This window comes from Nocardioides sp. 616 (assembly GCF_002930065.1).
Lineage (GTDB): Bacteria > Actinomycetota > Actinomycetes > Propionibacteriales > Nocardioidaceae > Nocardioides > Nocardioides houyundeii.
On the sequence record NZ_POAG01000019.1, the window covers coordinates 279584 to 302499 of the forward strand.

Sequence of the window (22916 nt, forward strand, 5' to 3'; positions counted from 1 at the left end):
GCAACAGCAGCGACCCGGTCACCCGGGACGGGATCTGGGAGCAGGCTGCTGCCCAGTCGCGCGCCCCGTCGAGGGACCGACCCGTGGAGTCGGTCCAGATGGCGCTGGAGCTGGGGGACGAGCCCTCCGAGGCGGCTGCGGCTGGTCTCCCCGAGCTCACCACCGCAGAGCGGATGGGGGCGGAGCTGGAGATCCTGGGGCTCGACGTCAGCCGCCACGTGGTCGACGAGTACGCCGGGCTGCTCCAGGCCCTGGGAGTGACCAGGAGCAACGAGCTGCTCTCCGGACGGAGTCGGGGAGAGGTGCTGGTGGCCGGGGTGAAGGTGGCGACCCAGACCCCGCCGATCCGTTCGGGACGCCGAGTGGTCTTCCTGACCCTCGACGACTCCACCGGCCCCGTGGACGCGACCTTCTTCGAGGACGCCCAGGGCGCCTACGCGGCCACGGTGTTCGCGTCGTGGCTGCTCCTCGTGCGGGGCGAGCTGCGGCGCACCGGCCATCGGGGAGTCTCCGTGCGGGCCACCGGCGCCTGGCCGCTGCCGGATCTTCTCGCCGTCTGGGAGGCGGCCGACTCCCCGGAGGAGGGCCTGGCCGCGGTGCGTGCGCTGATGGAGCGCCCGGCGCCCGGATGGGTCGAGCCCGGCACGCGGCGGGTGCTGGTGCACAGCAGCGGTTTCAAGATGTCGCCGTACGCCGACGTCCGGCCTGCCGGCGAGGAAGCCTCGAGCGCCAGCGGTCTGAGCAGGTCGCTGTCGGGCCGGGAGGATCCGGATCGGACGACTCCCCCTTCCCGCAACCTGTGGCACCGCAGCCCCGGGAGCCCAGGATGACCCGCTGGACCCACGCCCTAGGGTGTCTTCCATGTCAGCGAGCGAACGACGCAGCGCCGCCCGGACCTCAGTCGTGTGGGAGGCCTTGGAGCCGATGCTCGCCGGTCCTCCCCAGGAGATCCTCGACATCGGTGGAGGCACCGGTGGCTTTGCGGTGCGGGTCGCTGAGCTGGGACACCGGGTCACGGTGGTCGACCCCAGTCCCGACGCGCTCGCTTCGCTGGATCGCCGTGCCCGCGAGGCGGGCGTCGGTGTCACCGGCCGCCAGGGCGAGCTCTCCACGTTGCTCCAGGTCGCCGCGCCGGCCAGCGTGGATCTCGTGCTGTGCCACGGGGTGCTCGAGGTGGTCGATGACCCTGCTGCCGCCCTGGCCACCATCGTCGAGGTGCTGCGGCCCGGCGGCACCCTCAGCCTCCTCGTCGCCCAACGTCACGCGGCTGTCCTCGCGCGGGCGATGGCGGGCCACTTCCAGCAGGCCCGGGACCTGCTCGACAACATCGACGTCGGGCGGTCGGGTCACCGGTTCACCGCCGAGGAGGTCTCGGTGCTGCTGGCCGACGCAGGGCTGGCGACCCACCAGGTCCACGCGGTCCGGGTCTTCGCCGACCTGGTGCCCGGGTCACTGCTCGACCTCGAACCCGGAGCCACTGCTGCCCTGGTGGAGCTGGAGCGGGCCGTCAGCGACCGTCCGGAGTACCTCCCCCTCGCGGCCCAGCTGCACGTGCTCGCGACCCGCTGAGCCGCGCGGCCGTCGTCGGCCGCAAGGCCAGGCCGTCCGGTCGTCGCACCCGGTGCGGTCGACCCGGTCACGGGGGTGCACCGATGGCTGAGGCGACTCCGGTGCTCCACGTCGACATGGATGCCTTCTACGCCTCCGTGGCCACCCGGGAGCGCCCTGACCTGCGGGAGGTCCCCGTCATCGTGGGCGGCGGTGGTCGAGGAGTGGTGCTCTCGGCCAACTACCTGGCTCGCCAGTACGGCGTCCGCTCGGCACTGCCGATGACCAGGGCTCGGAGGATGTGTCCGGACGCGGTGGTGATACCGCCCGACTTCGAGACCTTCGGCGCCGTCTCAGCGGCGATCATGGAGAACTTCCGCCGGATCACCCCGCTCGTCGAGGTGCTCTCCCTGGACGAGGCCTTCCTCGATGTCTCGGGATCGGCGCTGCGGCTGGGAGGACCGGTCGAGATCGCCGAGCAGCTGCGGGCCGCCATCCACGACGAGCAGGGCATCACCTGCTCGGTGGGGGTGGCCGCCTCGCCGACCATCGCCAAGATGGCCAGCCGGCGTGCCAAGCCCGACGGGGTGGTCGTGGTCCCACCCGAGGAGGTGACCTCGTTCCTGCACCCCCTGGACGTGGGCGAGCTGTGGGGAGTGGGGGAGAAGACCCGTGCCCAGCTCCACCGCCTGGGTCTCTACCGGGTCGGCGACCTGGCCCACACCCCGGTCCGGACGCTCCAGCGGGCGCTGGGGCCCGGAGTCGGAGCCCATCTGCACGACCTGGCCTGGGGAGTGGACCAGCGGGCGGTCACGCCGCGGCGCGGGCCGGACGAGCCGGATCGCTCCATGGGCGCGGACGAGACGTTCGCGCGCGACACCGATGACCGGGAGGTGATCCTGCGTGAGCTGCTCCGACTCTCGACCAAGGTGGCCGGGCGGATGCGGACCGCGGGGGTGGCCGGTCGCACGGTGACGGTGCGGATCAGGTTCGCCGACTTCACCACGATCACCCGTTCTCGCACTCTTCCCGAGGCCACCGACGTCTCGGTGGAGGTCTACCGAGCGGCGGTCCGTCTCTTCGAGGCGTTGGGTCTGCAGCGCGCCCGGCTGCGGCTGGTCGGGGTGCGGGTGGAGGGTCTGCTGCCTCGCGAGGAGGTGCAGCGACAGCTCGTGCTGGGGGAGCGCGACCGTGGATGGGCGGAGGCGGACCGGGCTGTGGATGCGGCAACCCGGAGGTTCGGGGCCAGCGCGGTCCGGCCGGCCAGCCTGCTGGCCTGACGCCGCGGGTGCTCAGCCACGGTCCAGACCCACGGTCCCGACGTCGGGGCAAACGGCGAACCGATGCCTGATCAATTTGTCGTAGCGACTACCGTGTCACCAGACCGCTGCCTAGACTTGGGGAAGCGGATGTGCCGCACATCATAGTTTCGGGAGGAATCGTGCCGCTCTCGGAAGAGGAGTTGCGACTGCTCGAGCAGATGGAGCGCGCTCTCGTCGAAGAGGACCCCAAGTTCGCGCACACCCTGCGGGGCACCGCGTTCCAGCGTGCTGCGCGACGACGAGCCGTCGTCGCCGGCCTCGTCTTCGCGCTTGGAGTCGCCATCCTGATGACGGGTGTCATCGTCCCGCTGCCCGTCGTGGGCGTGGTCGGCTTCGTGATCATGCTGGCCTCCGCCACGATCGCGGTGACCTCGTTGCGAACACCGCAGACCGCCGCCGCTCCGTCCGCCCCCTTCCGGGAGACCCGCCAGGGCTTCAGCGTGGTCGACGGTGGCCGCAAGCGCCGCCGTTCCGGCGGCACCGCCAAGCCCTCCGGCTCCTTCACCGAGCGCATGGAGGCACGCTGGCGTCGCCGTCGTGACTCCGGCGGCTACTGAGCACCGCCCGCCCTGAGCCCGAGGCCCGACCTCAGCTGAGGTGGTCTGCCAGTCCAGCGCGGCTGGTCACCACCGGCTCTGCCTCGGCGCGACCGGTCACGACCTGGCGCAGCACCGAGGTCGGCCACCAGGTCGCCATCGCCCGTCGCCCCTTCCCGGCGCCGGCCGACAGTGCGCGAGTGCACGTCTGCAGGTCCTCCAGCCATCCGGGCACCCGGTCCGGCGCGACTCCAGGACGCCCGTAGCGGGAGCGCTCCAGTGCTGTGACCAGTCGACGGAGCGCGGACTTGGCCCGCGGGTCCTGGTCCGGCCCGAGCCGGGGACGCGCATCGTCCCCGGGTGCCCCGAACCACTGCGAGACCGCGTCGGCGGCCGCCTGGGGAGAGCGCCCCGCCGGCCACTGCCGACCGAGGTCGACCACGTGGTCGGCCAGCTCCGCCCACAGCGACTCGATGTCCCCGGCGTGCAGCCTCGCCCGGCGCCTCCGGCGCCGCACCAGCGCCGGGGTCAGGGCCAGCCCGACCACCACCAGCAGCGCCAGCACCGTGCCCACCAGACGGCGCCACGGGAAGGCCGAGGCCTCCTGGGATCCCGACTGCTCCAGCGTCTCCTCCTGACGCTGCTCGCGCGGTGCCCTGCTGATCAGGCCCTCGCCGGCTCGGGGCGCCGGACGCACGGTCTCCTCGATCTCGGGGAGGTCGGCGACCGTGTAGCCCGGCGTCCCGGCAGCCCGCGAGCCAGGGGTGGGCTCGAAGCGCACCCACCCCGATCCGGGGAAGAAGAGCTCCGGCCAGGCGTGCAGGTCGTCCGAGGAGAACTCCCAGACCGAGGGGGAGATCTCGGTCGGCTCCAGGAAGCCCACCGCCACCCGGGCCGGGATGTCGAGGACTCGTGCCATCACGGCCATGGAGGCGGCGAACTGCTCGCAGTAGCCGGTCCGCCCCTCCGGGGAGAGGAAGGCGACGAGCTCGTTGTTGCCCACCGAGTCGACCCGGTCCAGGCTGTAGGTGAACTCGGTGCGGAACCACTCCTGCAGGGCACGGGCCTGACGGAAGCGTGTGGTCTCGCCGCCCGCGACCGACTCCGCCAGCGAGCGGACGACACCGGGCAGGTTGGCTGGCACTTGGACCAGGTCGGCCCCGATCTGGGAGACCCCGGAACCGGCGTCGTCCAGGCTCTGCGCGTCGTACTCCAGGTCCACGCCCCGGAGCTGCCAGGTGAGCCCGGCGGTGGTGAGGTCGTCGTCGCCGGCGATGAAGTCCATCGTCGAGCGGTCGTAGCGCCAGTCGCCCTCCGCGGTGATCTGCGAGGTCTGGGGCATGGTGGGCAGCCAGCGAGACTCCAGGCCGTTGGTGGCAGCGAACGTGTAGGTGGTCTCGTCGCGGTCCAGCCGCCGGTCGACCCCCACCAGGCTCGGAAGGTCGCCGTCGGCCTGCTGGCTGGGCGGCACGGTGCGGTCGCCGCTGCTCCACTCCTCGCCGCTGAAGCGGTTGAGCACCGAGAGCCGGACGTACGTCGGCCGCTTCCCGGTGCTCTGGACCTGGAGCAGCGGGACGTCGTTGCCCCGCTGGAGGTCCCGTCGCAGATCGACCAACGGGTTGGCCACCGAGATGCCGTCGCCGCTCTGGCCCTGCCCGGGACCGTTCCACACGTCGAGCCCCAGTGTCGGCACGAGGACGGGCAGCGCGACAGCCAGTGCGGTGCTGCCGGCGCCGAGGGCGAGGGCCGAGGACCGGGCCCTGCCCGTCCGGGTCCCGAGCAGGGCCTGGCCCACCTCGTCCTCACGGCCTCCGGGCACGCCCCGTCCCCAGCGCGAGACGAGACCGTCCTGCTGCAGGAACAGCAGGGTCAGGAAGCCGGTCGCGACCAGCACGAACACCCACCAGGCCACGCCTGCGACCAGCAGGCTGACCGGGATGCTGTAGAGCGCCATCAGCAGCAGGCCGCACCCGGCGGCGCGCCCCAGTCGCACCGCCACCACGTCGACGACCACCATGGACGACGCGCCGACGAGCAGGAAGAGCGGCCAGACGCCGGGGACGTCGCGGGGCACGGGGGAGGGATAGCGGTGGGCCGAGGTGACCGCCTGGTCCAACCCGGCGAGCAGCTCGCCGATCCCGCCCGGAGTGGGCACGGGGGAGCCGGTGACCGCCCACAGGACGCAGAGCCCCGCCAGGAGCACCTGGACCGGGACGGCTGCCGCTCCCGAAACCCGGGCGTGACGCAGCGCCGCGCCGGAGACCGCCACCACCACCGCGCACCAGATGAGCGGGTCGAGGAAGGAGCCCGGTGCTTCGGTCAGCGGGGACCAGCCGAGCATCGCCGCCCACACGGTGACGGCGGCCACCGCGGAGAGCAGGAGCTCGCGACCGAACGAAGGCACCCGCGTCATGGCGTGGCCCGGACGTCGCGACGATCCCGTCCATGCGTCCGCACCGCGGCACGCCCCAGCTCCTGCCACGCGGCGTCGAGACGGCCGCCTGGTCCCAGCTGGGCGGTTCGCCAACCGGCGGCGGACAGCAGAGCGGCGGCCGGAGGGCTGGTGCGGGTGCGGCCGGGCGCCCAGGCGTCCACGTCCAGCGCGATCGCCATTGGCGCGCTGCCCTGGTGCTGCAACCGGTTGAGGTAGCCGCGGTCGTGGCTGGTCAGGGCGCCGCTCACCATGACCAGCACCCCGCCCTGGCCGGCCTCTCCGAGCCAGGAGGTGTCCATCGAGGGGCGGCGGTCGAGGTCGACCACGGACAGGGCCTCCAGGAGGGGCCCCGTGTTGGCCTCGGGGTCACGGAAGTGCCAGGCGGTGGTGGGTTCCTCCCCGGCCGCCGTGACCAGTCGCACCATGAATCCACGGCGGGTCAGGTGGACCGCGATCGAGGCGGCCGCGGTGACCGCCTCCTCCAGTGACGAGGCGGCACCTTTGCCGCGGTGGGAGCCGTCGCGGTTGTCCAGCACCACGGTGGCCCGGGACTGCCAGGGCTGCTCCTCGCGTCGTACCATCAGCTCGCCCAGCCGGGCCGAGCTGCGCCAGTGGACCCGCCGCAGGTCGTCACCTTGGCGGTACTCGCGCACGGTCACGTCCTCGGCGCTGCCGGTGGCGAACGAGCGTGGCCGGTTGTCACCCGAGCCGGTCCACGCGCCGCCGAGCCCGATGTCGGGCAACGGGACCGTGCGCGGGGTGATGGTCAGTGGAGCGCTGGTGTGGAAGGCCCGGCCCAGCTCGACGAGGCCGAACGGGTCGGTGATCCGGATCGTCATCGGGCCGATCTCGTAGTGGCCCCGGAGGTCGGCCCGCAGCTGGTAGGTCACCTGACGGCGCCAGCCCTGTCCGATGCCCTCGAGCACGAACCGTGGTCGTGCGCCCAGGGCGTAGGGGACCTGGTCCTCCAGCAGCAGCACCCCGGTGGGCGCGCGCCCCTCGTTGGTCAGCGTGAGCGTGACCCGGGCAGGCTGACCGGCCGCGACCAGGCGGGGGGTCACCTCGCGCTCCAGGGCGAGCCGGAAGTGGGAGCGTCCCAGGAAGGCCGCGCACAGCAGCGGCAGCGCGACCACCAGAGCTCCGACCCGGACCAGGCCCTGCTGGTCCAACAGGATCGCGCACACCACCGCCATCAGGCCGCCGGCGAGGAAGGCCCGGCCCCGGACCGTCAGCGAGGCGAGGGCCTCACGCACGACCGGAGTCCGGGACGCGGACGCTGTCCAGGATGGAGTTGAGGACGTCCCTGCTGGTGCGGCCGCTCATGGCGGCCTCCACGTTGGTGAGCAGCCGGTGGGAGAGCACCGGCACGGCCAGCCGGTGGACGTCGTCGGGCAGGACGTAGTCCCGACCCGACATCGCCGCGACCGCCTTCGCGGCTCGCACCAGGTGCAGGGTGGCGCGTGGGGACGCGCCCAGGTTGAGCTCGCGGGAGGACCTGGTGGCGGTCGCGAGCGCCACGGCGTACCGCTGGACGGGCTCTGAGACGTGCACCTGGGCGACGATGCCGATCAGCTTGCGGATCTCCGCGGCGTCGGTGACGGGCTCGAGGTCGTCCAGCGGACTGGCGCTGGTGTGCGAGGTGAGCATCGCCAGCTCGGCCGCCTCGACGGGGTACCCGACCGAGACCCGGGCCATGAAGCGGTCCCGCTGGGCCTCGGGCAGGGCGTAGGTGCCCTCCATCTCGATGGGGTTCTGGGTGGCCACCACCATGAACGGCGACTCCAGCTGGTACGTCGTGGTGTCCACGGTGACCTGCCGCTCCTCCATGCACTCCAGCAGGGCGGACTGGGTCTTGGGGGAGGCGCGGTTGATCTCGTCACCGACCACGATGTTGGCGAACACCCCGCCGGGGCGGAACTCGAACTCGCGGGTGTCCTGGTTGAAGATCGAGACGCCGGTGACGTCGGAGGGCAGCAGGTCCGGGGTGAACTGGATGCGACGCACCGTGCAGTCGATGCTGCGCGCCAGCGCCTTGCTGAGCATCGTCTTGCCCACCCCGGGAACGTCCTCGATGAGGAGGTGACCCTCGGCGAGCAGCACCATCAGTGCGGTCGAGACCACGTCCGGCTTGCCCTCGATCACCCGCTCGATGTTCTCGCGCACCCGACCGGTGACCCGGTTCAGGGTGTCTAGATCGGCTCCCACGGCGATCGGCACGCTCACTGTTGTCTTCCCCTCGTCCCGACGCCCGGGCGCGACGTCGTGTGAGTGATCCACGTTAGTCGAGGGATCGCTGTCGCGCCCCCCGTGGCGCCCGCCGCTTTGCTCCACTCCGCACCACCGCGTGCGCTCCCTGCTCCACCCGCGCTCCACCCGGGCCGGATCTCGCTGGTCCGCGCTCCACCACACGGCGCTGACCTGCGGTTTTAGCGCGACGAGACACCCAGGACGCTGACGGCGCGAGAGGGCGAGACCCGGAGTCCCTACCTGGATTTGGGGCGGAATCGGGGGAAAGGTGATTGACGGTGGAGGGAAGTGGGGTAATGTGGGGGAAAGTGGTGGAGGGGTCGACAACGTGGGGGGTGCCGGATGTTCTTCGGCACCTACACGCCCAAGCTGGATGACAAAGGTCGGCTCTTCCTCCCCGCGAAGTTCAGAGATCAGCTGGCGGAAGGACTTGTGGTGACCCGAGGGCAGGAACGCTGCTTGACGGTGTGGTCACTGGAGGACTTCGGTCGGCTCACCGAACGCCTGGCCCAGGCGCCGGTGACCAACAAGGGCACCCGGGACTACGTCCGCATGCTGTTCGCGGCCGCCAGCCAGGAGGTTCCGGACAAGCAGGGCCGCATCTCGATCCCGCAGGTGCTCCGCGACTACGCGTCGCTGAGCAAGGACGTGATCGTGATCGGCTCGATGAACCGGATCGAGATCTGGGACCCCGCCTCCTGGGCCAGCTACAGCGAGGAGCAGGAGCAGGTCTTCTCCGAGCTCAGCGACGAGGTCTTCCCCGGCATCTAGCCGGACCCAGCAGCACCGCAGCACCAGCAGGTCGGCAGCACCACAACTTCACCAACGACGTAGGGCCAGGTCTCGAGCCCGCTCCATGCGGGTCATCTGGGGTCACTTCCCCGGCACCAGAGGACCTTCCCACCGCGGGAGCGGGCAGGGACCTGACCACTACGTCGCACGCAGCCGCCGCCGGCACGTACCGCCGACCGCCGGCACCGCACTCCCCGCACCAGCAGCCACGACAGATGGGTCGAGATCTATGGACAGCGTTTCCGCAACTGTCACGGGGCGGGCGGCACGTCCGCGTCGCGTCCGGGACCAGGCGCGCGAGGTGCTGGCCGTGATGACCTTCTCCGCCGGCGCCTCCGCCGCGCTGGCCCTGGCGCTGCTCATCCTCACGTCCCTGGGCAAGTAGGGCAGATGAGCCGCGCATCTCACGTCCCGGTCATGCTCGACCGGGTCGTCGCCCTGCTGGCACCCGCGCTGGAGCGTGACGGTGCCGTGCTGGTGGACTGCACGCTGGGCCTGGGCGGCCACAGCGAGGCGGTCCTGCAGCGTTTCGACCACGTCCGGGTGATCGGCATCGACCGCGACCCCCAGGCGCTGGAGCTGGCCTCGTCCAGGCTCGCCGGGTTCGGCGATCGGTTCACTCCCGTGCACGCGGTCTACGACGAGATCGCGGACGTGGTGGCGGAGCAGGGGCTGAACTCGGTCGACGCCGTGCTCTTCGACCTCGGGGTCTCCTCCATGCAGCTGGACGTCCGCGAGCGGGGGTTCGCCTACGCCGAGGACGCGCCGCTGGACATGAGGATGGACGGGACGACGGGCATCACCGCCGCGGAGGTCCTCAACACCTACTCCGCCCAGGAGCTGACCCGGGTGCTGCGCGAGTACGGCGAGGAGAAGTTCGCCCGCAAGATCGCCGGCGCGGTCGTGCGTGAGCGCGAGCGCGAGCCGTTCACCCGCTCGGGTCGGCTGGTCGAGCTGCTCTACGCCGAGATCCCCGCGCCCGCACGGCGTACCGGGGGACACCCCGCCAAGCGCACCTTCCAGGCACTCCGGATGGAGGTCAACGACGAGCTCGGTGCGCTGCGGGACGCGCTGCCGGCCGCGCTGTCGGTGATCTCCGTCGGTGGCCGCGTCGTGGTGGAGGCGTACCACTCGCTGGAGGACCGGATGGTCAAGCACGCCTTCACCGCGCTCACCCGCCTCGACGTGCCCGAGGGCCTGCCCTTCATCCCCGAGGGCCACGAGCCGACCATGCGGATGGTCACCCGCGGTGCCGAGGTCGCTGACGAGCACGAGATCGCTGAGAACCCCCGAGCTGCCTCCGTGAGGTTGCGAGCCGTCGAACGAGTCCTGCCAGCCCGAGGAGCGCACCGATCATGAGCAGCCCCGCAGTCCAGATCCGCTCCCGTGTCGCCGCGATCGGCGAGGCGGCCGTCACCCGGTCGCGCCTCAACGTCGTGCCCCGGGTGCGTTCCAAGGCTCCCCGGGTGCCCTTCGTCTTCCTGGTCTCGATGATCCTGCTGACCGGGGTCGTGGGACTCCTGCTCTTCAACACCTCCATGCAGCAGGCGGCGTTCACCGCCAACCGGCTCGAGGCGCAGGCCGCGACCATGGCAGCGCACGAGGAGTCGCTGAAGATGGAGCTCGATGACCTGCGCGACCCCCAGCGGGTCGCCCTGGCCGCCCAGCGGATGGGGATGGTCATCCCGGCCGCACCGGCATTCCTGAAGCTGGACGGCGAGATCGTGGGCACCCCCGTCCCTGCCACGCGGGAGAACGGCATGCGCCTGGCGCCCCGCCCGAAGGCGCTGCCGCCCGAGCTCCGACCGGAGGTCACCGTGGTCCAGGTCCCTGCCGAAGCCGGGGCTGCCCAGACCACTCCGTGAGCCGCTCGGACCCCTTGACGCGTCCGGCCCAGGTGGAGCGCCGAAGCGCCGACACGCAAGTGACCTGAGCCGAAGCGCCCGTCCGGACAGGTATCAATGAGTACGACACCGCCAGGAGTCCCGAACCGAAACGGAGCCCACCCTTGACCACCACCGGCCGTCCGCAGCTGCGGCGTGGCAGAGGCTCCGAGGCCAGGGAGGGCCGCCGCGGGTCACCGATGGTGCGCCTGCGGTTCGGGTTCGTCCTCATCGCGATGGTGCTCTCGCTCTTCGGCGCCCGCCTGGTGCAGCTCCAGGGCATCGACCCCAAGTCGTACGCCCAGATGGCAGCGGCCGAGGGGGTCGTGGACCTGACGCTGCCCGCGGCGCGCGGGGACATCCTGGACCGCAACGGCGTGCCGCTGGCCGCCTCGGTCACTGGCAAGATGGTGGTGGCCGATCCCCTGATGACCGCTGCGGACGCCCCGGAGATCGCGACGATCCTGTCCAGCGAGCTCGGCCTGGACTACTTCAAGGCGCTGGAGAGCCTGCGTGAGGAGGGCAGCCGCTTCGAGTACCTGGACCGGCGCGTGCCCGCCACCAAGGCCGAGGGCGTCATCGACAAGCTCAAGCAGGCCGGCTACCAGGGCGTCACCACCCACGAGGACCCGGTCCGCAACTACCCGGCGGGCGAGGTGGCGGCCAACCTGGTCGGCTTCATGGGCACCGACGAGCCGCTGGGCGGGTTCGAGCGCACCTTCGACGCCCAGCTCTCGGGCACCGACGGGCGTGCCCGCTACACCCAGGGCAGGGGCGGCTACCGAGTGCCTCTCGCGGAGAACTCGATCACCGAGGCGATGGACGGTCAGCCCCTTCAGACCACCCTCGACCAGGACCTGCAGTGGTTCGTCACCAAGGCCCTGGCCCAGACGGTGGAGGACTACCGGGCGAAGTCCGGTGCCGCCATCGTGATGGACTCGCGCACCGGCGAGGTGCTGGCGCTGGCCGACGTGCCCACGTTCGACGCGAACTCCCCGCAGGAGAGCCCCGAGGAGGATCTCGGGTCCCGGGCGCTGAGCGAGCCGTTCGAGCCCGGGTCGGTGGAGAAGGTGCTGACCGTGGCGTCCCTGGTCGACGCCGGCAAGGTCACCGCACGCACCAAGATCAAGATCCCCTCCAGTCTGGCGCGGCAGGACCGCACCATCAACGACTGGTTCGACCACGACATCATCAAGCTCACGATGGCCGGGGTCATCGCGAAGTCCTCCAACATCGGGACGGTGCTGGCCGCCGACCAGTTCTCTCCCGCGGAGCTCACCGGCTACCTGTCCAAGTTCGGCCTGGGGGAGCCCACCGGGGTCGGCGTGCGGGGCGAGACCCGCGGCATCCTGACTCCGGGCGAGGTGATGACCTCCCAGACCAAGGACCGCGTCGCCTTCGGGCAGTCGCTCTCGGTCAACGCGCTCCAGATGACCGCGGCGGTGAACACCGTGGCCAACGGCGGGGTCCGCGTCAGTCCCAGCCTGATCCGGGGCCGGGCCACCACCGACGACGGCACCGAGGTGGGAACCGAGGTCGCCACCCGTGCCCGGGTGGTCAGCAAGCGGGCTGCCCGGCAGACGGCCCAGATGATGGAGCGCGTGGTGGATCCCGAGGTCGGCGTGGCCCCTCGGGCGCAGGTGCCCGGCTACCGGGTCGCCGGCAAGACCGGCACCGCCCAGCGGGTCGACGGGGACTGCGGCTGCTACGACGGCTCCTTCTCCCTCAGCTTCGGCGGTTTCGCCCCCGCCGACGACCCTCGGTTCACCGTCTACGTGGTGATCCACGCGCCGGAGGTCGACGGTGGCGGTGGCTCGGTCGCCGGTCCGGTGTTCTCCCGGATCATGGGCTACGCACTCTCGCGCTACGGGGTCCCGCCCACGGGCACCAAGCCCTCGCGCCTGCCGGTTGAATGGTGACCTGGAGGCTCGCCGCAGATAGTCTCCCGGGCGTGAAGAACGAGCGGACGGTCTCGGCGACGAGGCCTGAGCGCCCGCCCGCGAGCAGCCTGGCCGACATCGCGGACTGGCTCGGGACGCACGCCGTCCCGCTGCTGCACGGCGAGCCGCGCACCCTGGTCACCGGCCTGACCCTGAGCTCCCAACGGGTGCTCCCCGGCGACCTGTACGTCGCGCTCCCAGGTGCCCGCGTGCACGGCGCGGCGTACGCCGGGGCCGCCCTGGAGTCCGGCGCGGTCGCGGTGCTCACCGACCCCGAGGGGGCCGCCCTGCTGCCGCCCGGGGTGCCCACCGTGGTGGTGCAGAGGATCCGGGCCTTGCTCGGCCCGCTTTCCGCCCACCTGTACGGCGACCCGGCGACCGCCCTGGCGATGATCGGGGTCACCGGGACCCAGGGCAAGACCACCACCACCCGGCTGGCGGAGTCGGGACTGCAGGCAGCCGGGGTGCGGGCCGCGGCGGTGGGCACCGTCGGCACCAGGATCGCCGGAGTGGACGTGCCGACCACCCTGACCACCCCGGAGGCCCCTGACCTGCACGCCCTGTTCGCTCTCATGCGCGAGCGGGAGGTGCGGGTGTGCGCGATGGAGGTCTCCAGCCATGCCCTGGTCATGGGCCGGGTCGACGGCGTGGTCTTCGACGTGGCGACCTTCCTCAACCTGGGACGCGACCACCTCGACTTCCACGCGAGCGTCGAGGAGTACTTCGCCGCCAAGGCCTCGCTCTTCACCCCCGAGCGCGCCCGGCGCGGGCTGGTGAACCTCGACGACGCCTACGGACGCCGGCTGCTGGACTCCGCGACGATCCCGATGCGCTCGTTCTCGGCCTCCGGGAGCGACGTCGCGCACTGGCGGGCGGTGGACGTCCGCGCGACGGCGACCGGGTCCACCTTCACCGTGCTCGGGCCCGACGGTCAGTCGTGTGCCGCGGGCGTGCCCCTGGCCGGCGACTTCAACGTCGCCAACGCCCTGGCCGCCATCGCCTCCGCGGCCGAGGCCGGGTTCGACGCCGCCGCGGTCGCGGCCGGTATCGCCGCGGGTGCCGGGGTCCCCGGGCGGCTGGAGGGCATCGAGGCCGGCCAGGAGTTCGCGGTCATCGTGGACTACGCCCACAAGCCGGACGCCGTCGAGGCCACGCTGCGCACCCTCCGGCCGTTGACGGCCGGTCGACTGATCGTGGTCCTGGGGGCCGGCGGCGACCGGGACGCGGGCAAGCGACCGTTGATGGGGGAGATCGCCGCCCGGCTCGCCGACGTGGTCGTGGTGACCGACGACAACCCCCGGAGCGAGGAGCCTGCGGCGATCCGGGCCGCGGTGCTGTCCGGCATCGCCCCGGGCTCCCGGGCCGAGGTCGTCGAGATCGGCGACCGACGCCTGGCCATCCGCGACGCCGTACGTCGGGCCCGTCCCGGTGACATCGTGCTCGTGGCCGGCAAGGGCCACGAGACCGGGCAGGAGGTCGGCGACCGGGTGCACCCCTTCGACGACCGCACCGTGGCCCGTGAGGAGCTGGACGCACTGTGATTCCCATGAGCCTGGACGAGGTCGCCGAGGTCGTCTCGGGGACCGTCACCGGAGTGGACGGGGCGAGCGAAGCTCCGCCGACCGTCACCGAGGCCGCCTTCGTGGACAGTCGGCAGGTGCTACCGGGCGGGCTCTTCGTGGCGATCGAGGGCGAGCGGGCCGATGGCCACGACTTCGCGGCGGCTGCGGTCGCGCAGGGCGCTGCGGCGTTCCTGGGCACCCGCGAGTGCGGCGTGCCCGGCGTCCTGGTCGAGGACCCGCTCGCTGCGCTGGGCCTGCTGGCCCGGCACGTGGTCGACTCCCTGCCCGGTCTCATCGTGCTCGCCCTGACCGGCTCGCAGGGCAAGACCGGCACCAAGGACTACCTGGCCCAGGTGCTGGCGGCCGCCGGCCCGTGCGTGGCCACGGCCGGCAACTTCAACAACGAGCTCGGCGTCCCGCTCACGGTGCTGCGCGCCACGCCGGAGACCTCCTTCCTGGTCGTGGAGATGGGTGCCCGGGGCATCGGGCACATCGCCCGGCTCTGCGCTGTCGCGCCGCCCCGGGTCGGGGCGGTGCTCAACGTCGGGACCGCCCACCTGGGGGAGTTCGGTAGTCGGGAGGCCATCGCCCAGGCCAAGGGCGAGATCGTCGAGGCCCTGCCGCCCGGCGGCGCGGCGGTCCTCAACGCCTCCGACCCCCTGACCGCCGCGATGGCCGGCCGCACCGCGGCCCGGGTGGTGACCTTCGGACCGTCGGGGGACGTGTCGTGGCGCGACGTCGCCACCGACGAGCTGGGCCGACCGGCCTTCCAGCTCGGGTACGCCGGGTCATGGGCGCCGGTGCACCTGGCGCAGCTCGGTGCCCACCAGGTGGAGAACGCCGCCGCCGCAGCCGCCATGGCGCTGGCCGCGGGCCTCGACCTCGACCTCGTGGCAGACGGCCTCACCCGAGCCCGGGCGGAGTCGCGCTGGCGGATGGAGCCGGCCCGGCGCGCCGACGGTCTGCTGGTGATCAACGACGCCTACAACGCCAACCCGGAGTCGACGATGGCTGCCCTGGACACCCTGGGCCACATCGGGCGCGCCGGCGGGCGGCGCACCTTCGCCGTGCTGGGGGAGATGCTCGAGCTCGGCGAGGGGTCGCCGGCGGCGCACCGTGGGCTCGGGCAGTTCCTGGCCGCGGCCCAGATCGACGTGCTGGTCACGGTCGGCTCCGCGGCCGAGCAGGTCGCCGACGGGGCCAGGAGCGATCCGGACTGGCGTGGTGAGGCGATTGTCACCGCAACTCGGGACGAGGCACTGGCCTGGATGCGGGAGAATGTGACCTCGGGCGATGTCGTCCTGGTCAAGGCATCCCGCGGTGCTGCGTTGGAGCACGTCGCGCAAGGACTTCTGGAAGGGAACGCTGCTCGATGAGAGCCATCCTGTTCGCGGGCGGACTGGCGCTCATCTTCTCGCTGCTCGGCACCCGGGTGGCGATCACCTCGCTGTCGCGGCGCGGCTACGGCCAGGAGATCCGCGACGACGGGCCCACCACCCACCACACCAAGCGGGGCACCCCCACCATGGGTGGGATCGTGATCATCGGTGCCTCGGTGGTCGCCTACTTCCTCGCCAAGCTGATCACCGGTCAGAGCCCGACCGCGTCGGCGCTGCTGCTGCTCTTCCTCTTCGTGGGACTGGGCGCGGTGGGCTTCCTGGACGACTTCATCAAGATCGTCAAGCAGCGCAGCCTCGGCCTGCGGAGCAAGGCGAAGATGATCGGCCAGACCGTCATCGCGCTGGTCTTCGGCCTGCTCGCGCTCTCCCCGATGCTCGAGGACGAGCGCGGGGAGACCCCTGCCTCCCGCCACCTCTCCTTCATCCGGGACTTCGACTCCTGGGTGGTGCCGACCATCCTGCTGCTGGTGGTCATCTGGTTCTTCATCACCGGCTTCAGCAACGCGGTCAACCTCACCGACGGGCTCGACGGGCTCGCGACCGGTGCCTGCGTGATGGTCTTCGGCGCCTACACGCTGGTCAACATCTGGCAGAACAACCAGTCGTGCGCGCTCCAGTCCTCCGGCTCCTGCTACGAGGTGCGCGACCCGCTCGACCTGGCGGTGGTCTCCGCGGCCATCATGGGCGCCTGCTTCGGCTTCCTGTGGTGGAACGCCTCGCCGGCCCAGATCTTCATGGGCGACACCGGCTCGCTCTCCCTGGGCGGGGCGCTCGCCGGCCTGGCCATCTTGACCCGGACCGAGCTGCTGCTGGTGATCATCGGTGGGCTGTTCGTGGTCGAGACCCTCTCGGTCGTCCTTCAGGTCGGGTACTTCAAGGCGACCAAGGGACGGCGCATCTTCCGGATGGCCCCCCTGCACCACCACTTCGAGATGCTCGGGTGGGAGCAGGTGACCGTGGTGGTCCGGTTCTGGATCATCACCGGGCTGGCGGTGGCTACCGGACTGGGCATCTTCTACGCCGAATGGGTGGCGGGCATCGGATGACGAGCAAGGATCCCCGCTCCCTGGGACGTCGCGACTCCTGGGACGGCGTGCGCGCCGTCGTGGCCGGCTTCGGGGTCTCGGGCTTCGCGGCCGCGGACAGCCTGAACCACCTGGGCGCCGGCGTGGTCGCGCTGGACGAGGCGACCTCCGACGACAAGGCCGAGAAGGCCGAGCTGCTGAACGTCCTGGGGGCTGACGTACGCCTGGGCCAGGGCGTGACCGAGCGGCTGCCGGAGGAGGTGGACGTGCTCGTCACCTCTCCCGGCTGGCGTCCCGACGCCCCCCTGATCGCCCAGGCGAGGGCCCGCGGCATCCCGGTGTGGGGCGAGGTCGAGCTGGCGTGGCGGCTGCGGGACCCCGAGCACCCGGCACCCTGGCTGGCCGTCACCGGCACCAACGGCAAGACCACGACCGTGCAGATGCTGGACTCGATCCTCACCGCGGCGGGACTCAGGTCGACCGCCGCGGGCAACGTCGGACGGCCCATCGTGGAGGCCGTGATGGACCCCGAGCCCTACGACGCGATCGCCGTGGAGCTCTCCAGCTTCCAGCTGCACTACACCTCCTCGATGAGCGCCGAGGCCGCCGCGGTGCTCAACGTCGCCGAGGACCACCTCGACTGGTACTCCTCCTTCGACGACTACGTGGCCGACAAGGGCCGCATCTACACGCAGGCTCAGCGGGCGTGCGTCTACAACGTCGCCGACGAGCGGACCCGCCGCCTGGTGGAGGAGGCCGACGTCGTGGAGGGGGCCCGGGCGATCGGCTTCACCCTCGGGATGCCCGGGGTGGGCATGCTCGGGCTGGTGGAGGACATCCTCGCGGACCGCGCGTTCGTGGAGGACCGGGCCTCCAGCGCGGCCGAGCTGTGCACCATCGCCGACCTGGCGTCGCCGGCACCGCACTTCGTGGCCAACGCGCTCGCGGCCGCCGCACTTGCTCGCGCGCACGGCGTGAGCCAGGCCGCAGTCCGCGACGGGCTGCGCGCCTTCCGGCCCGACGGCCACCGCATCGCCCACGTCGCGACCGTGCGCGAGGTGAGCTACGTCGACGACTCCAAGGCCACCAACCCGCACGCAGCCCAGTCCTCGCTGCAGGCCTACGACTCCGTGGTGTGGGTGGCCGGCGGCCTGGCCAAGGGCGCCCGGTTCGACGACCTGGTCTCCTCGGTCCGCGGCCGGCTGCGCGGCGTCGTGCTCCTGGGCCGGGACCGGCACGTCATCGCCGACGCCCTTTCGCGACACGCGCCAGATGTCCCCGTCATCGAGATTGGCGACGGGGAGACTGGAGATCCCATGGAGCGCGTCGTCGACGCCGCAGTCGGTCTCGCCAGTCCGGGAGACACCGTGCTGCTGGCGCCGGGATGCGCCTCGATGGACATGTTCGCCAACTACGGCGCACGAGGCGACGCGTTCGCCTCAGCGGTGCGGCGCAGGGCAGCGGGCGAGACGGACTAGCCAGGAGCACAGGGAAGGGGAGCGATGACCACCGCCAACCCCGAGCACGTCCCGCGAGGCACCTTCGGCACCCAGTGGCTGGCCCTCAAGCAGGCGCTGGACCGCCCGCTCACCTCCTACTACCTGTTGCTGGGCTCCTCGGCGCTCCTGCTGACCATCGGCCTGATCATGGTGCTGAGCGCCTCGAGCGTGAACTCGTTCCGGGTCTACGACGACTCCTACGCGATCGTGAAGCGCCAGCTCATGTGGGTGCTCATCGGCGTCCCGGCGGCCTTCGTGGCCTCCCGCGTCCCGTTGCGGCACCTCAGGCGCCTCGCCTACCCGGGATACCTGGCGGCGATCGTGCTGCTGGCACTGGTGGCGAAGTTCGGCGTGACCGTGAACGGCAACAAGAACTGGCTGGCGGTCGGCCCGTTCGCCCTCCAGCCCTCGGAGTTCGCCAAGCTGGCGATCGTGCTCTGGGCCGCGCACGTGTACGCCCACAAGGAGCGGCGACTCGGCGACCTGCACCACGTGATGGTGCCGGTGGTCCCCGGGCTGCTGGCGATCATCACGCTGGTCGTGGTGGGGCACGACCTGGGGACCGCGCTGGTGCTCATCGCCATCCTGCTGTCGATGCTGTGGATCGTCGGCGCCCCGGCACGGCTCTTCGCGTTCTGCCTGACCATCGTCGGGGTGCTCGCGCTCTTCCTGGCCTCCACGAGCCCCGAGCGCCGGGGCCGGCTGACGAACTTCGTCGACCCCTTCAAGGACTACCACGACAGCGGCTGGCAGCCCGCTCACGGGCTCTACGCCCTCTCCTCGGGCGGATGGCTCGGCGAGGGGATCGGGCGCTCGATCCAGAAGTGGGGAGACCTGCCCGAGGCCCACACCGACTTCATCTTCGCGGTGCTCGGCGAGGAGCTCGGCCTGGTCGGCACGCTCCTGGTCGTCGGCCTGTTCCTCACGATCGCCTACGCCGCCACCCGGGTCGCTGCCACCACGACCGACCCGTTCGTGCGCTACATGACGTTCGGCATCGTGGTGTGGCTGCTCGGGCAGATGATCATCAACGTCGGCATGGTGCTGGCGCTGCTGCCGGTCATCGGCATCCCGCTCCCGCTCGTCTCCTACGGAGGATCCGCCCTCGTGCCCTCACTGGTGGCCCTCGGCCTGCTGATCGGCTTCGCGCGCCGCGAACCGGAGGCGGCCGCCGCGCTCGCCGCCCGTCGGCGTCCGGGTTCGGTGGGCCTGGCGGCCGGTCCGGCCGTCGGCCCGGACAAGCCTTAGGCTGGCACCGATATGCACGTCCTGCTCGCCGGCGGTGGCACCGCCGGCCACACGTCCCCCCTGCTCGCGACCGCAGACGCGATCCTGCGACTGGCCCCCGAGGCCACCATCACCTGCCTGGGCACCTCGACGGGCCTGGAGGCTCGGCTGGTTCCCCAGGCCGGGTTCCCGCTGGAGGTCGTGCCTCGGGTGCCGCTTCCGCGCAGGCCCGGCGCCGACCTGCTGCGCACGCCCGGGCGGTTGTGGCAGGCCCGCGCGGCGGCGCTGGCGGTCGTGGACCGGGTCCGGCCCGACGTCGTGGTCGGCTTCGGCGGCTACGTCTCCGTGCCGGCGTACCTGGCCGCGCGCAGTCGGGGACTCCCGCTGGTGGTCCACGAGGGCAACGCCCTGCCCGGCATCGCCAACAAGCTCGGCGCCCGGCTGACGACCCATGTCGCCACCAGCTTCCCCGGCACCCCCCTCCCGCACGCGGTCCACCTCGGCCTGCCGGTACGCCGGATGATCTCCACGCTTGACCGGGCCGCGCTGCGCGACCAGGCGCGCGCCACCTTCGGGCTCGACCCGGAGCGACCCACCCTGCTGGTCACCGGCGGGTCGCAGGGCGCCGCCCGGATCAACCAGGCGATGGTCGGTGCGGCCCCCGAGCTCGCCGCCGCCGGGGTCCAGGTGCTGCACGTGGTGGGTCCCAAGCAGCAGGTGGCGGCGCCGGTGACCGGCGTCCCGTACGTCGTGGTGGACTACGTCGACCGGATGGACCTGGCCTACGCCGCGGCAGACGCGGTGCTGTGCCGCGCCGGCAGCAACACCGTCACCGAGGTGTCGGGGACGGGACTCCCGGCCGTCTACGTCCCGCTGCCGATCGGCAACGGCGAGCAGGCGCTCAACGCCCGCCCGGTCGTCGACGCCGGGGGAGGGCTGTTGGTGGCCGACCAGGCGCTGTCGAGCGAGTGGGTGGCCGCGACGTTGCCCGGCCTGCTCAACGACCCGGACCGACTGCGCCTGATGGGCGCCGCCGCCTCGCAGGCCGTCGTCCTGGACGCTGATGAGAAGCTGGCCCGGATGATCCTGGAGGCCGCCCGGTGAAGCTCCCGGTCCCCGACCAGATCCTGCCCGCCGACCGGCTCGGCCGGGTGCACTTCGTCGGCATCGGCGGCGCCGGCCTGTCCGCCATCGCCCGGATCATGCTGGAGCGCGGCATCGAGGTCTCGGGCAGCGACGGCACCGACTCGCCCACGCTGGAGTCCCTGCGCGAGCTCGGGGCGCGAGTCCACCTCGGTCATGACGCCGCCCACGTCGAGGGCGTCGACACGCTGATCGTCTCCACCGCGGTGCGCGAGGACAACCCCGAGGTGGTCGAGGCCCTGCGCCGGGGCCTACGGGTGCTGCCCCGCTCTGCAGGTCTGGCCTCGGTGATGGTGGGCCGGCGCACGATCGCCGTCGCCGGGACCCACGGCAAGACCACCACCACCTCGCTGCTCACCTCCGCGCTGATCGCGGCCGGTGCCGACCCGACGTACGCGGTGGGCGGGGACCTGGCCGCCACTGGTGCCAACGCGCACGAGGGCACCGGAGACCTGTTCGTGGCCGAGGCCGACGAGAGCGACGGCGCCTTCCTCGTCTACTCCCCGCACGCGGCACTGGTGACCAACGTGCAGGCCGATCACCTGGACCACTTCGGCACCGAGGAGGCCTACCGGGCGGCGTTCTCGGCCTTCCTGCGGCGGATCGAGCCCGGTGGGTTCCTGGTCTGCGCCGTCGACGACCCGGGCGCGGCGGCATTGGCCGAGCAGGCGCGCTCGCTCGGCATCGAGGTGGTCGCGGTGGGGGAGTCGCCCGACGCCGATCTCAGGCTCACCGACCTCAGCTTCGTCGGCACCAGCTCCTCGGCGAGCCTGGTGGGCCGCGGCGGCGAGGTCATCCGCCTCGAGCTGCAGATCCCGGGACGTCACTACCTGCTCGACGCCGCGGTCGCGCTGGCCGCCGGCATCCGGCTCGGGCACGATCGCGAGCGGCTGCTCGCCGGGCTGGCCGGGTTCACCGGCACTCGGCGCCGGATGGAGCGCAAGGGCGAGGCCGCCGGGATCCGGGTCTTCGACAGCTACGCCCATCACCCCGTCGAGATCGCGGGCGACCTCGCCGCGGCCCGCGCGGTGGCCGGGGAGGGGCGGGTCGTCGTGGCCTTCCAGCCGCACCTGGTCTCGCGCACCCGCATCTTCGGCACGGCCATGGGCGAGGCCCTGGCCGCGGCCGACGAGGTCGTCGTGATGGACGTCTACCTGGCCCGCGAGGACCCCGATCCGGCCGTCTCCGGCGCCCTGGTGGCGCAGGCGTGCCCGTTGCCGGCCGGCCGAGTGGTCTTCGAACCCGACTTCGACGCCGTCCCGGCCGAGCTGGTACGCCGGGCGGCGCCCGGCGACCTGGTCCTGACCCTCGGCGCCGGCACCGTCACCCAGGTCGGGCCCCGCGTGCTCGCGCTGCTCGCGGCTCGCGACAGCTGATGACCTGGCGTCCGCGCCCACTGGGGCAGCTCGAGGCCGCCGAGCGCACCCGGCGGCGCTTCGCACGCCGCCAGCGGCTGCGGCGCTGGCAGGTGTGGCGTCGGGTGCTGGTCGCGGTGCTGGTCCTGGTGCTGATCGGTACGGGGGTCTGGCTCGCCTACTTCTCCTCCGTGCTGGCGGTCGCGGGGGTGTCGGTGCAGGGTGCCGACCAGGTCTCCGCTGCCCAGGTGCGGCAGGCCGCCGCCGTACCCGCCGACACCCCGCTGCTGCGGGTGGACCTGAACTCGGTGAGGCGGCGGGTGGAGGGACTCGCGCCGGTCCGCTCCGCGCGCGTCACGCGACAGTGGCCCGACGAGATCCTGGTGTCCGTCCAGGAGCGCGCGGCCGTGGCCGTGGTCGACCTGGGCGGCTCGTGGCGCGGCATGGACTCCGAGGGGGTCGTCTTCCGTGAGTACGACCAGGCGCCGGCGACGCTGCCCCGGGTGCGGGTCGTCGGGGACGCCGGCCGGGACGCGCTGCGCGAGGCCGCGCAGGTCGTCTCGGCGCTGCCGGAGGACCTGGCATCCCGGGTCGACCACGTGGACGTGCAGACCGTCGACCAGATCTCCCTGGTGCTCAGGGACGGCCGGGTGGTGGTCTGGGGGAGTGCCGAGCAGTCCGACGACAAGGCATCGGTGCTGGCCGCGCTTCTGAAGTCCCGCGAGGCCCGCCGCTACGACGTCAGCGTTCCCGGCCAGCCGGTCACCTCCGACTGAGCGGACGTCCCCCAAGGTCCAGATCTCACGACCTAACTGCGGCGTGCGGCGTGTCTGGACCAGTTGGGAGCCGTTGCTTGCCTATGGTCATACCCAACGCGAGGTTGACATAACTATAACCCTCAGGTTCACGGTTAGGGTTTCGCGGACCTGAGCAGCAGCACAGATCCGCTCCCCGGACCTCGCGACATCCCCTGACGATCAACCGGAGCCCGGCAACAGGCCGG

General features: G+C 72.1%; 20 protein-coding genes. 17 read left to right on the forward strand and 3 right to left on the reverse strand.

What is annotated here, in order from left to right; genetic code table 11:
• The 4 genes from C5H89_RS12590 to C5H89_RS12605 all read left to right on the forward strand — a co-directional run.
• On the forward strand, positions 1-830 hold an 830-nt coding region (locus C5H89_RS12590; protein WP_205305003.1), incomplete at its 5' end, for an OB-fold nucleic acid binding domain-containing protein.
• A 31-nt stretch (positions 831-861) separates the two neighbouring features.
• Positions 862-1569: a methyltransferase domain-containing protein gene (locus tag C5H89_RS12595; protein WP_101524160.1), complete on the forward strand. Its 708-nt coding sequence runs from the start codon at positions 862-864 to the stop codon at positions 1567-1569.
• 83 nt (positions 1570-1652) lie between these two features.
• On the forward strand, positions 1653-2828 hold the full coding sequence (dinB, locus tag C5H89_RS12600) for a DNA polymerase IV (RefSeq protein ID WP_101524161.1): 1176 nt from the start codon (positions 1653-1655) through the stop codon (positions 2826-2828).
• 161 nt (positions 2829-2989) lie between these two features.
• Positions 2990-3427 carry a DUF3040 domain-containing protein gene (locus C5H89_RS12605; RefSeq protein ID WP_104107342.1) on the forward strand — a complete coding sequence of 146 codons (438 nt, stop codon included), beginning with the start codon at positions 2990-2992 and terminating at the stop codon, positions 3425-3427.
• Positions 3428-3458: 31 nt separating this feature from the next.
• Here the strand turns inward: C5H89_RS12605 and C5H89_RS12610 are convergent, their stop codons facing one another.
• Genes C5H89_RS12610 through C5H89_RS12620 form a run of 3 tightly spaced genes read right to left on the reverse strand, consistent with a single transcriptional unit; the run spans position 3459 to position 8063 of the window.
• Positions 3459-5819, reverse strand: coding sequence for a DUF3488 and transglutaminase-like domain-containing protein (locus C5H89_RS12610; RefSeq protein WP_104107343.1), 2361 nt, complete (start codon positions 5817-5819; stop codon positions 3459-3461).
• Positions 5816-7093: a DUF58 domain-containing protein gene (locus C5H89_RS12615; RefSeq protein WP_104107344.1), complete on the reverse strand. Its 1278-nt coding sequence runs from the start codon at positions 7091-7093 to the stop codon at positions 5816-5818. The genes C5H89_RS12610 and C5H89_RS12615 overlap by 4 nt, the downstream gene beginning before the upstream one ends.
• Positions 7086-8063 (reverse strand): MoxR family ATPase, encoded by a 978-nt coding sequence (locus C5H89_RS12620; RefSeq protein ID WP_240181841.1) that lies wholly within the window; start codon positions 8061-8063, stop codon positions 7086-7088. The genes C5H89_RS12615 and C5H89_RS12620 overlap by 8 nt, the downstream gene beginning before the upstream one ends.
• Before the next feature lie 366 nt (positions 8064-8429).
• On the opposite strand from C5H89_RS12620, the gene mraZ reads away from it, so the two are divergent.
• From mraZ to C5H89_RS12680, 13 genes are all read left to right on the forward strand, one after another.
• Complete coding sequence (gene mraZ, locus C5H89_RS12625) at positions 8430-8858, forward strand: division/cell wall cluster transcriptional repressor MraZ (RefSeq protein ID WP_101524164.1); 429 nt, start codon at positions 8430-8432, stop codon at positions 8856-8858.
• A gap of 250 nt (positions 8859-9108) precedes the next feature.
• Positions 9109-9264: a hypothetical protein gene (locus C5H89_RS18950; protein ID WP_158647940.1), complete on the forward strand. Its 156-nt coding sequence runs from the start codon at positions 9109-9111 to the stop codon at positions 9262-9264.
• 5 nt (positions 9265-9269) lie between these two features.
• Positions 9270-10238, forward strand: a complete 969-nt coding sequence (gene rsmH / locus C5H89_RS12630) for a 16S rRNA (cytosine(1402)-N(4))-methyltransferase RsmH (protein ID WP_104107345.1) — start codon at positions 9270-9272, stop codon at positions 10236-10238.
• On the forward strand, positions 10235-10744 hold the full coding sequence (locus tag C5H89_RS12635; RefSeq protein WP_104107346.1) for a hypothetical protein: 510 nt from the start codon (positions 10235-10237) through the stop codon (positions 10742-10744). Before rsmH ends, C5H89_RS12635 begins: the two co-directional genes overlap by 4 nt.
• 143 nt (positions 10745-10887) lie before the next feature.
• Positions 10888-12681, forward strand: a complete 1794-nt coding sequence (locus tag C5H89_RS12640; protein ID WP_240181842.1) for a penicillin-binding protein 2 — start codon at positions 10888-10890, stop codon at positions 12679-12681.
• 98 nt (positions 12682-12779) lie between these two features.
• On the forward strand, positions 12780-14243 hold the full coding sequence (locus tag C5H89_RS12645) for a UDP-N-acetylmuramoyl-L-alanyl-D-glutamate--2,6-diaminopimelate ligase (RefSeq protein ID WP_240181859.1): 1464 nt from the start codon (positions 12780-12782) through the stop codon (positions 14241-14243).
• 5 nt (positions 14244-14248) lie between these two features.
• The gene (gene murF / locus C5H89_RS12650) at positions 14249-15640 is read left to right on the forward strand and encodes a UDP-N-acetylmuramoyl-tripeptide--D-alanyl-D-alanine ligase (protein WP_240181843.1); all 1392 of its coding nucleotides are present in this window, start codon (positions 14249-14251) and stop codon (positions 15638-15640) included.
• Positions 15637-16710, forward strand: a complete 1074-nt coding sequence (gene mraY / locus C5H89_RS12655; RefSeq protein WP_104107350.1) for a phospho-N-acetylmuramoyl-pentapeptide-transferase — start codon at positions 15637-15639, stop codon at positions 16708-16710. Before murF ends, mraY begins: the two co-directional genes overlap by 4 nt.
• Positions 16707-18167, forward strand: coding sequence for a UDP-N-acetylmuramoyl-L-alanine--D-glutamate ligase (gene murD / locus C5H89_RS12660; protein ID WP_104107351.1), 1461 nt, complete (start codon positions 16707-16709; stop codon positions 18165-18167). Before mraY ends, murD begins: the two co-directional genes overlap by 4 nt.
• Before the next feature lie 24 nt (positions 18168-18191).
• Positions 18192-19436, forward strand: coding sequence for a putative lipid II flippase FtsW (gene ftsW / locus C5H89_RS12665; RefSeq protein WP_104107352.1), 1245 nt, complete (start codon positions 18192-18194; stop codon positions 19434-19436).
• Positions 19437-19448: 12 nt separating this feature from the next.
• Positions 19449-20519 carry an undecaprenyldiphospho-muramoylpentapeptide beta-N-acetylglucosaminyltransferase gene (gene murG, locus C5H89_RS12670; protein ID WP_104107353.1) on the forward strand — a complete coding sequence of 357 codons (1071 nt, stop codon included), beginning with the start codon at positions 19449-19451 and terminating at the stop codon, positions 20517-20519.
• Positions 20516-21934: a UDP-N-acetylmuramate--L-alanine ligase gene (gene murC, locus C5H89_RS12675; protein ID WP_104107354.1), complete on the forward strand. Its 1419-nt coding sequence runs from the start codon at positions 20516-20518 to the stop codon at positions 21932-21934. The genes murG and murC overlap by 4 nt, the downstream gene beginning before the upstream one ends.
• Entirely contained in the window at positions 21934-22689 is a 756-nt protein-coding gene (locus C5H89_RS12680; protein ID WP_104107355.1) for an FtsQ-type POTRA domain-containing protein, read from the forward strand. Before murC ends, C5H89_RS12680 begins: the two co-directional genes overlap by 1 nt.
• Positions 22690-22916: the final 227 nt, after the last annotated feature.

Bases quoted from the DNA above. Each gene is read 5' to 3' on its own strand.
- C5H89_RS12595 (WP_101524160.1), top strand. From the start codon at position 862: ATGTCAGCGAGCGAACGACGCAGCGCCGCCCGGACCTCAGTCGTGTGG.
- dinB (WP_101524161.1), top strand. From the start codon at position 1,653: ATGGCTGAGGCGACTCCGGTGCTCCACGTCGACATGGATGCCTTCTAC.
- C5H89_RS12610 (WP_104107343.1), bottom strand. From the start codon at position 5,819: ATGACGCGGGTGCCTTCGTTCGGTCGCGAGCTCCTGCTCTCCGCGGTG.
- mraZ (WP_101524164.1), top strand. From the start codon at position 8,430: ATGTTCTTCGGCACCTACACGCCCAAGCTGGATGACAAAGGTCGGCTC.
- C5H89_RS18950 (WP_158647940.1), top strand. From the start codon at position 9,109: ATGGACAGCGTTTCCGCAACTGTCACGGGGCGGGCGGCACGTCCGCGT.
- rsmH (WP_104107345.1), top strand. From the start codon at position 9,270: ATGAGCCGCGCATCTCACGTCCCGGTCATGCTCGACCGGGTCGTCGCC.
- C5H89_RS12635 (WP_104107346.1), top strand. From the start codon at position 10,235: ATGAGCAGCCCCGCAGTCCAGATCCGCTCCCGTGTCGCCGCGATCGGC.
- murF (WP_240181843.1), top strand. From the start codon at position 14,249: ATGAGCCTGGACGAGGTCGCCGAGGTCGTCTCGGGGACCGTCACCGGA.
- mraY (WP_104107350.1), top strand. From the start codon at position 15,637: ATGAGAGCCATCCTGTTCGCGGGCGGACTGGCGCTCATCTTCTCGCTG.
- murD (WP_104107351.1), top strand. From the start codon at position 16,707: ATGACGAGCAAGGATCCCCGCTCCCTGGGACGTCGCGACTCCTGGGAC.
- ftsW (WP_104107352.1), top strand. From the start codon at position 18,192: ATGACCACCGCCAACCCCGAGCACGTCCCGCGAGGCACCTTCGGCACC.
- murG (WP_104107353.1), top strand. From the start codon at position 19,449: ATGCACGTCCTGCTCGCCGGCGGTGGCACCGCCGGCCACACGTCCCCC.
- C5H89_RS12680 (WP_104107355.1), top strand. From the start codon at position 21,934: ATGACCTGGCGTCCGCGCCCACTGGGGCAGCTCGAGGCCGCCGAGCGC.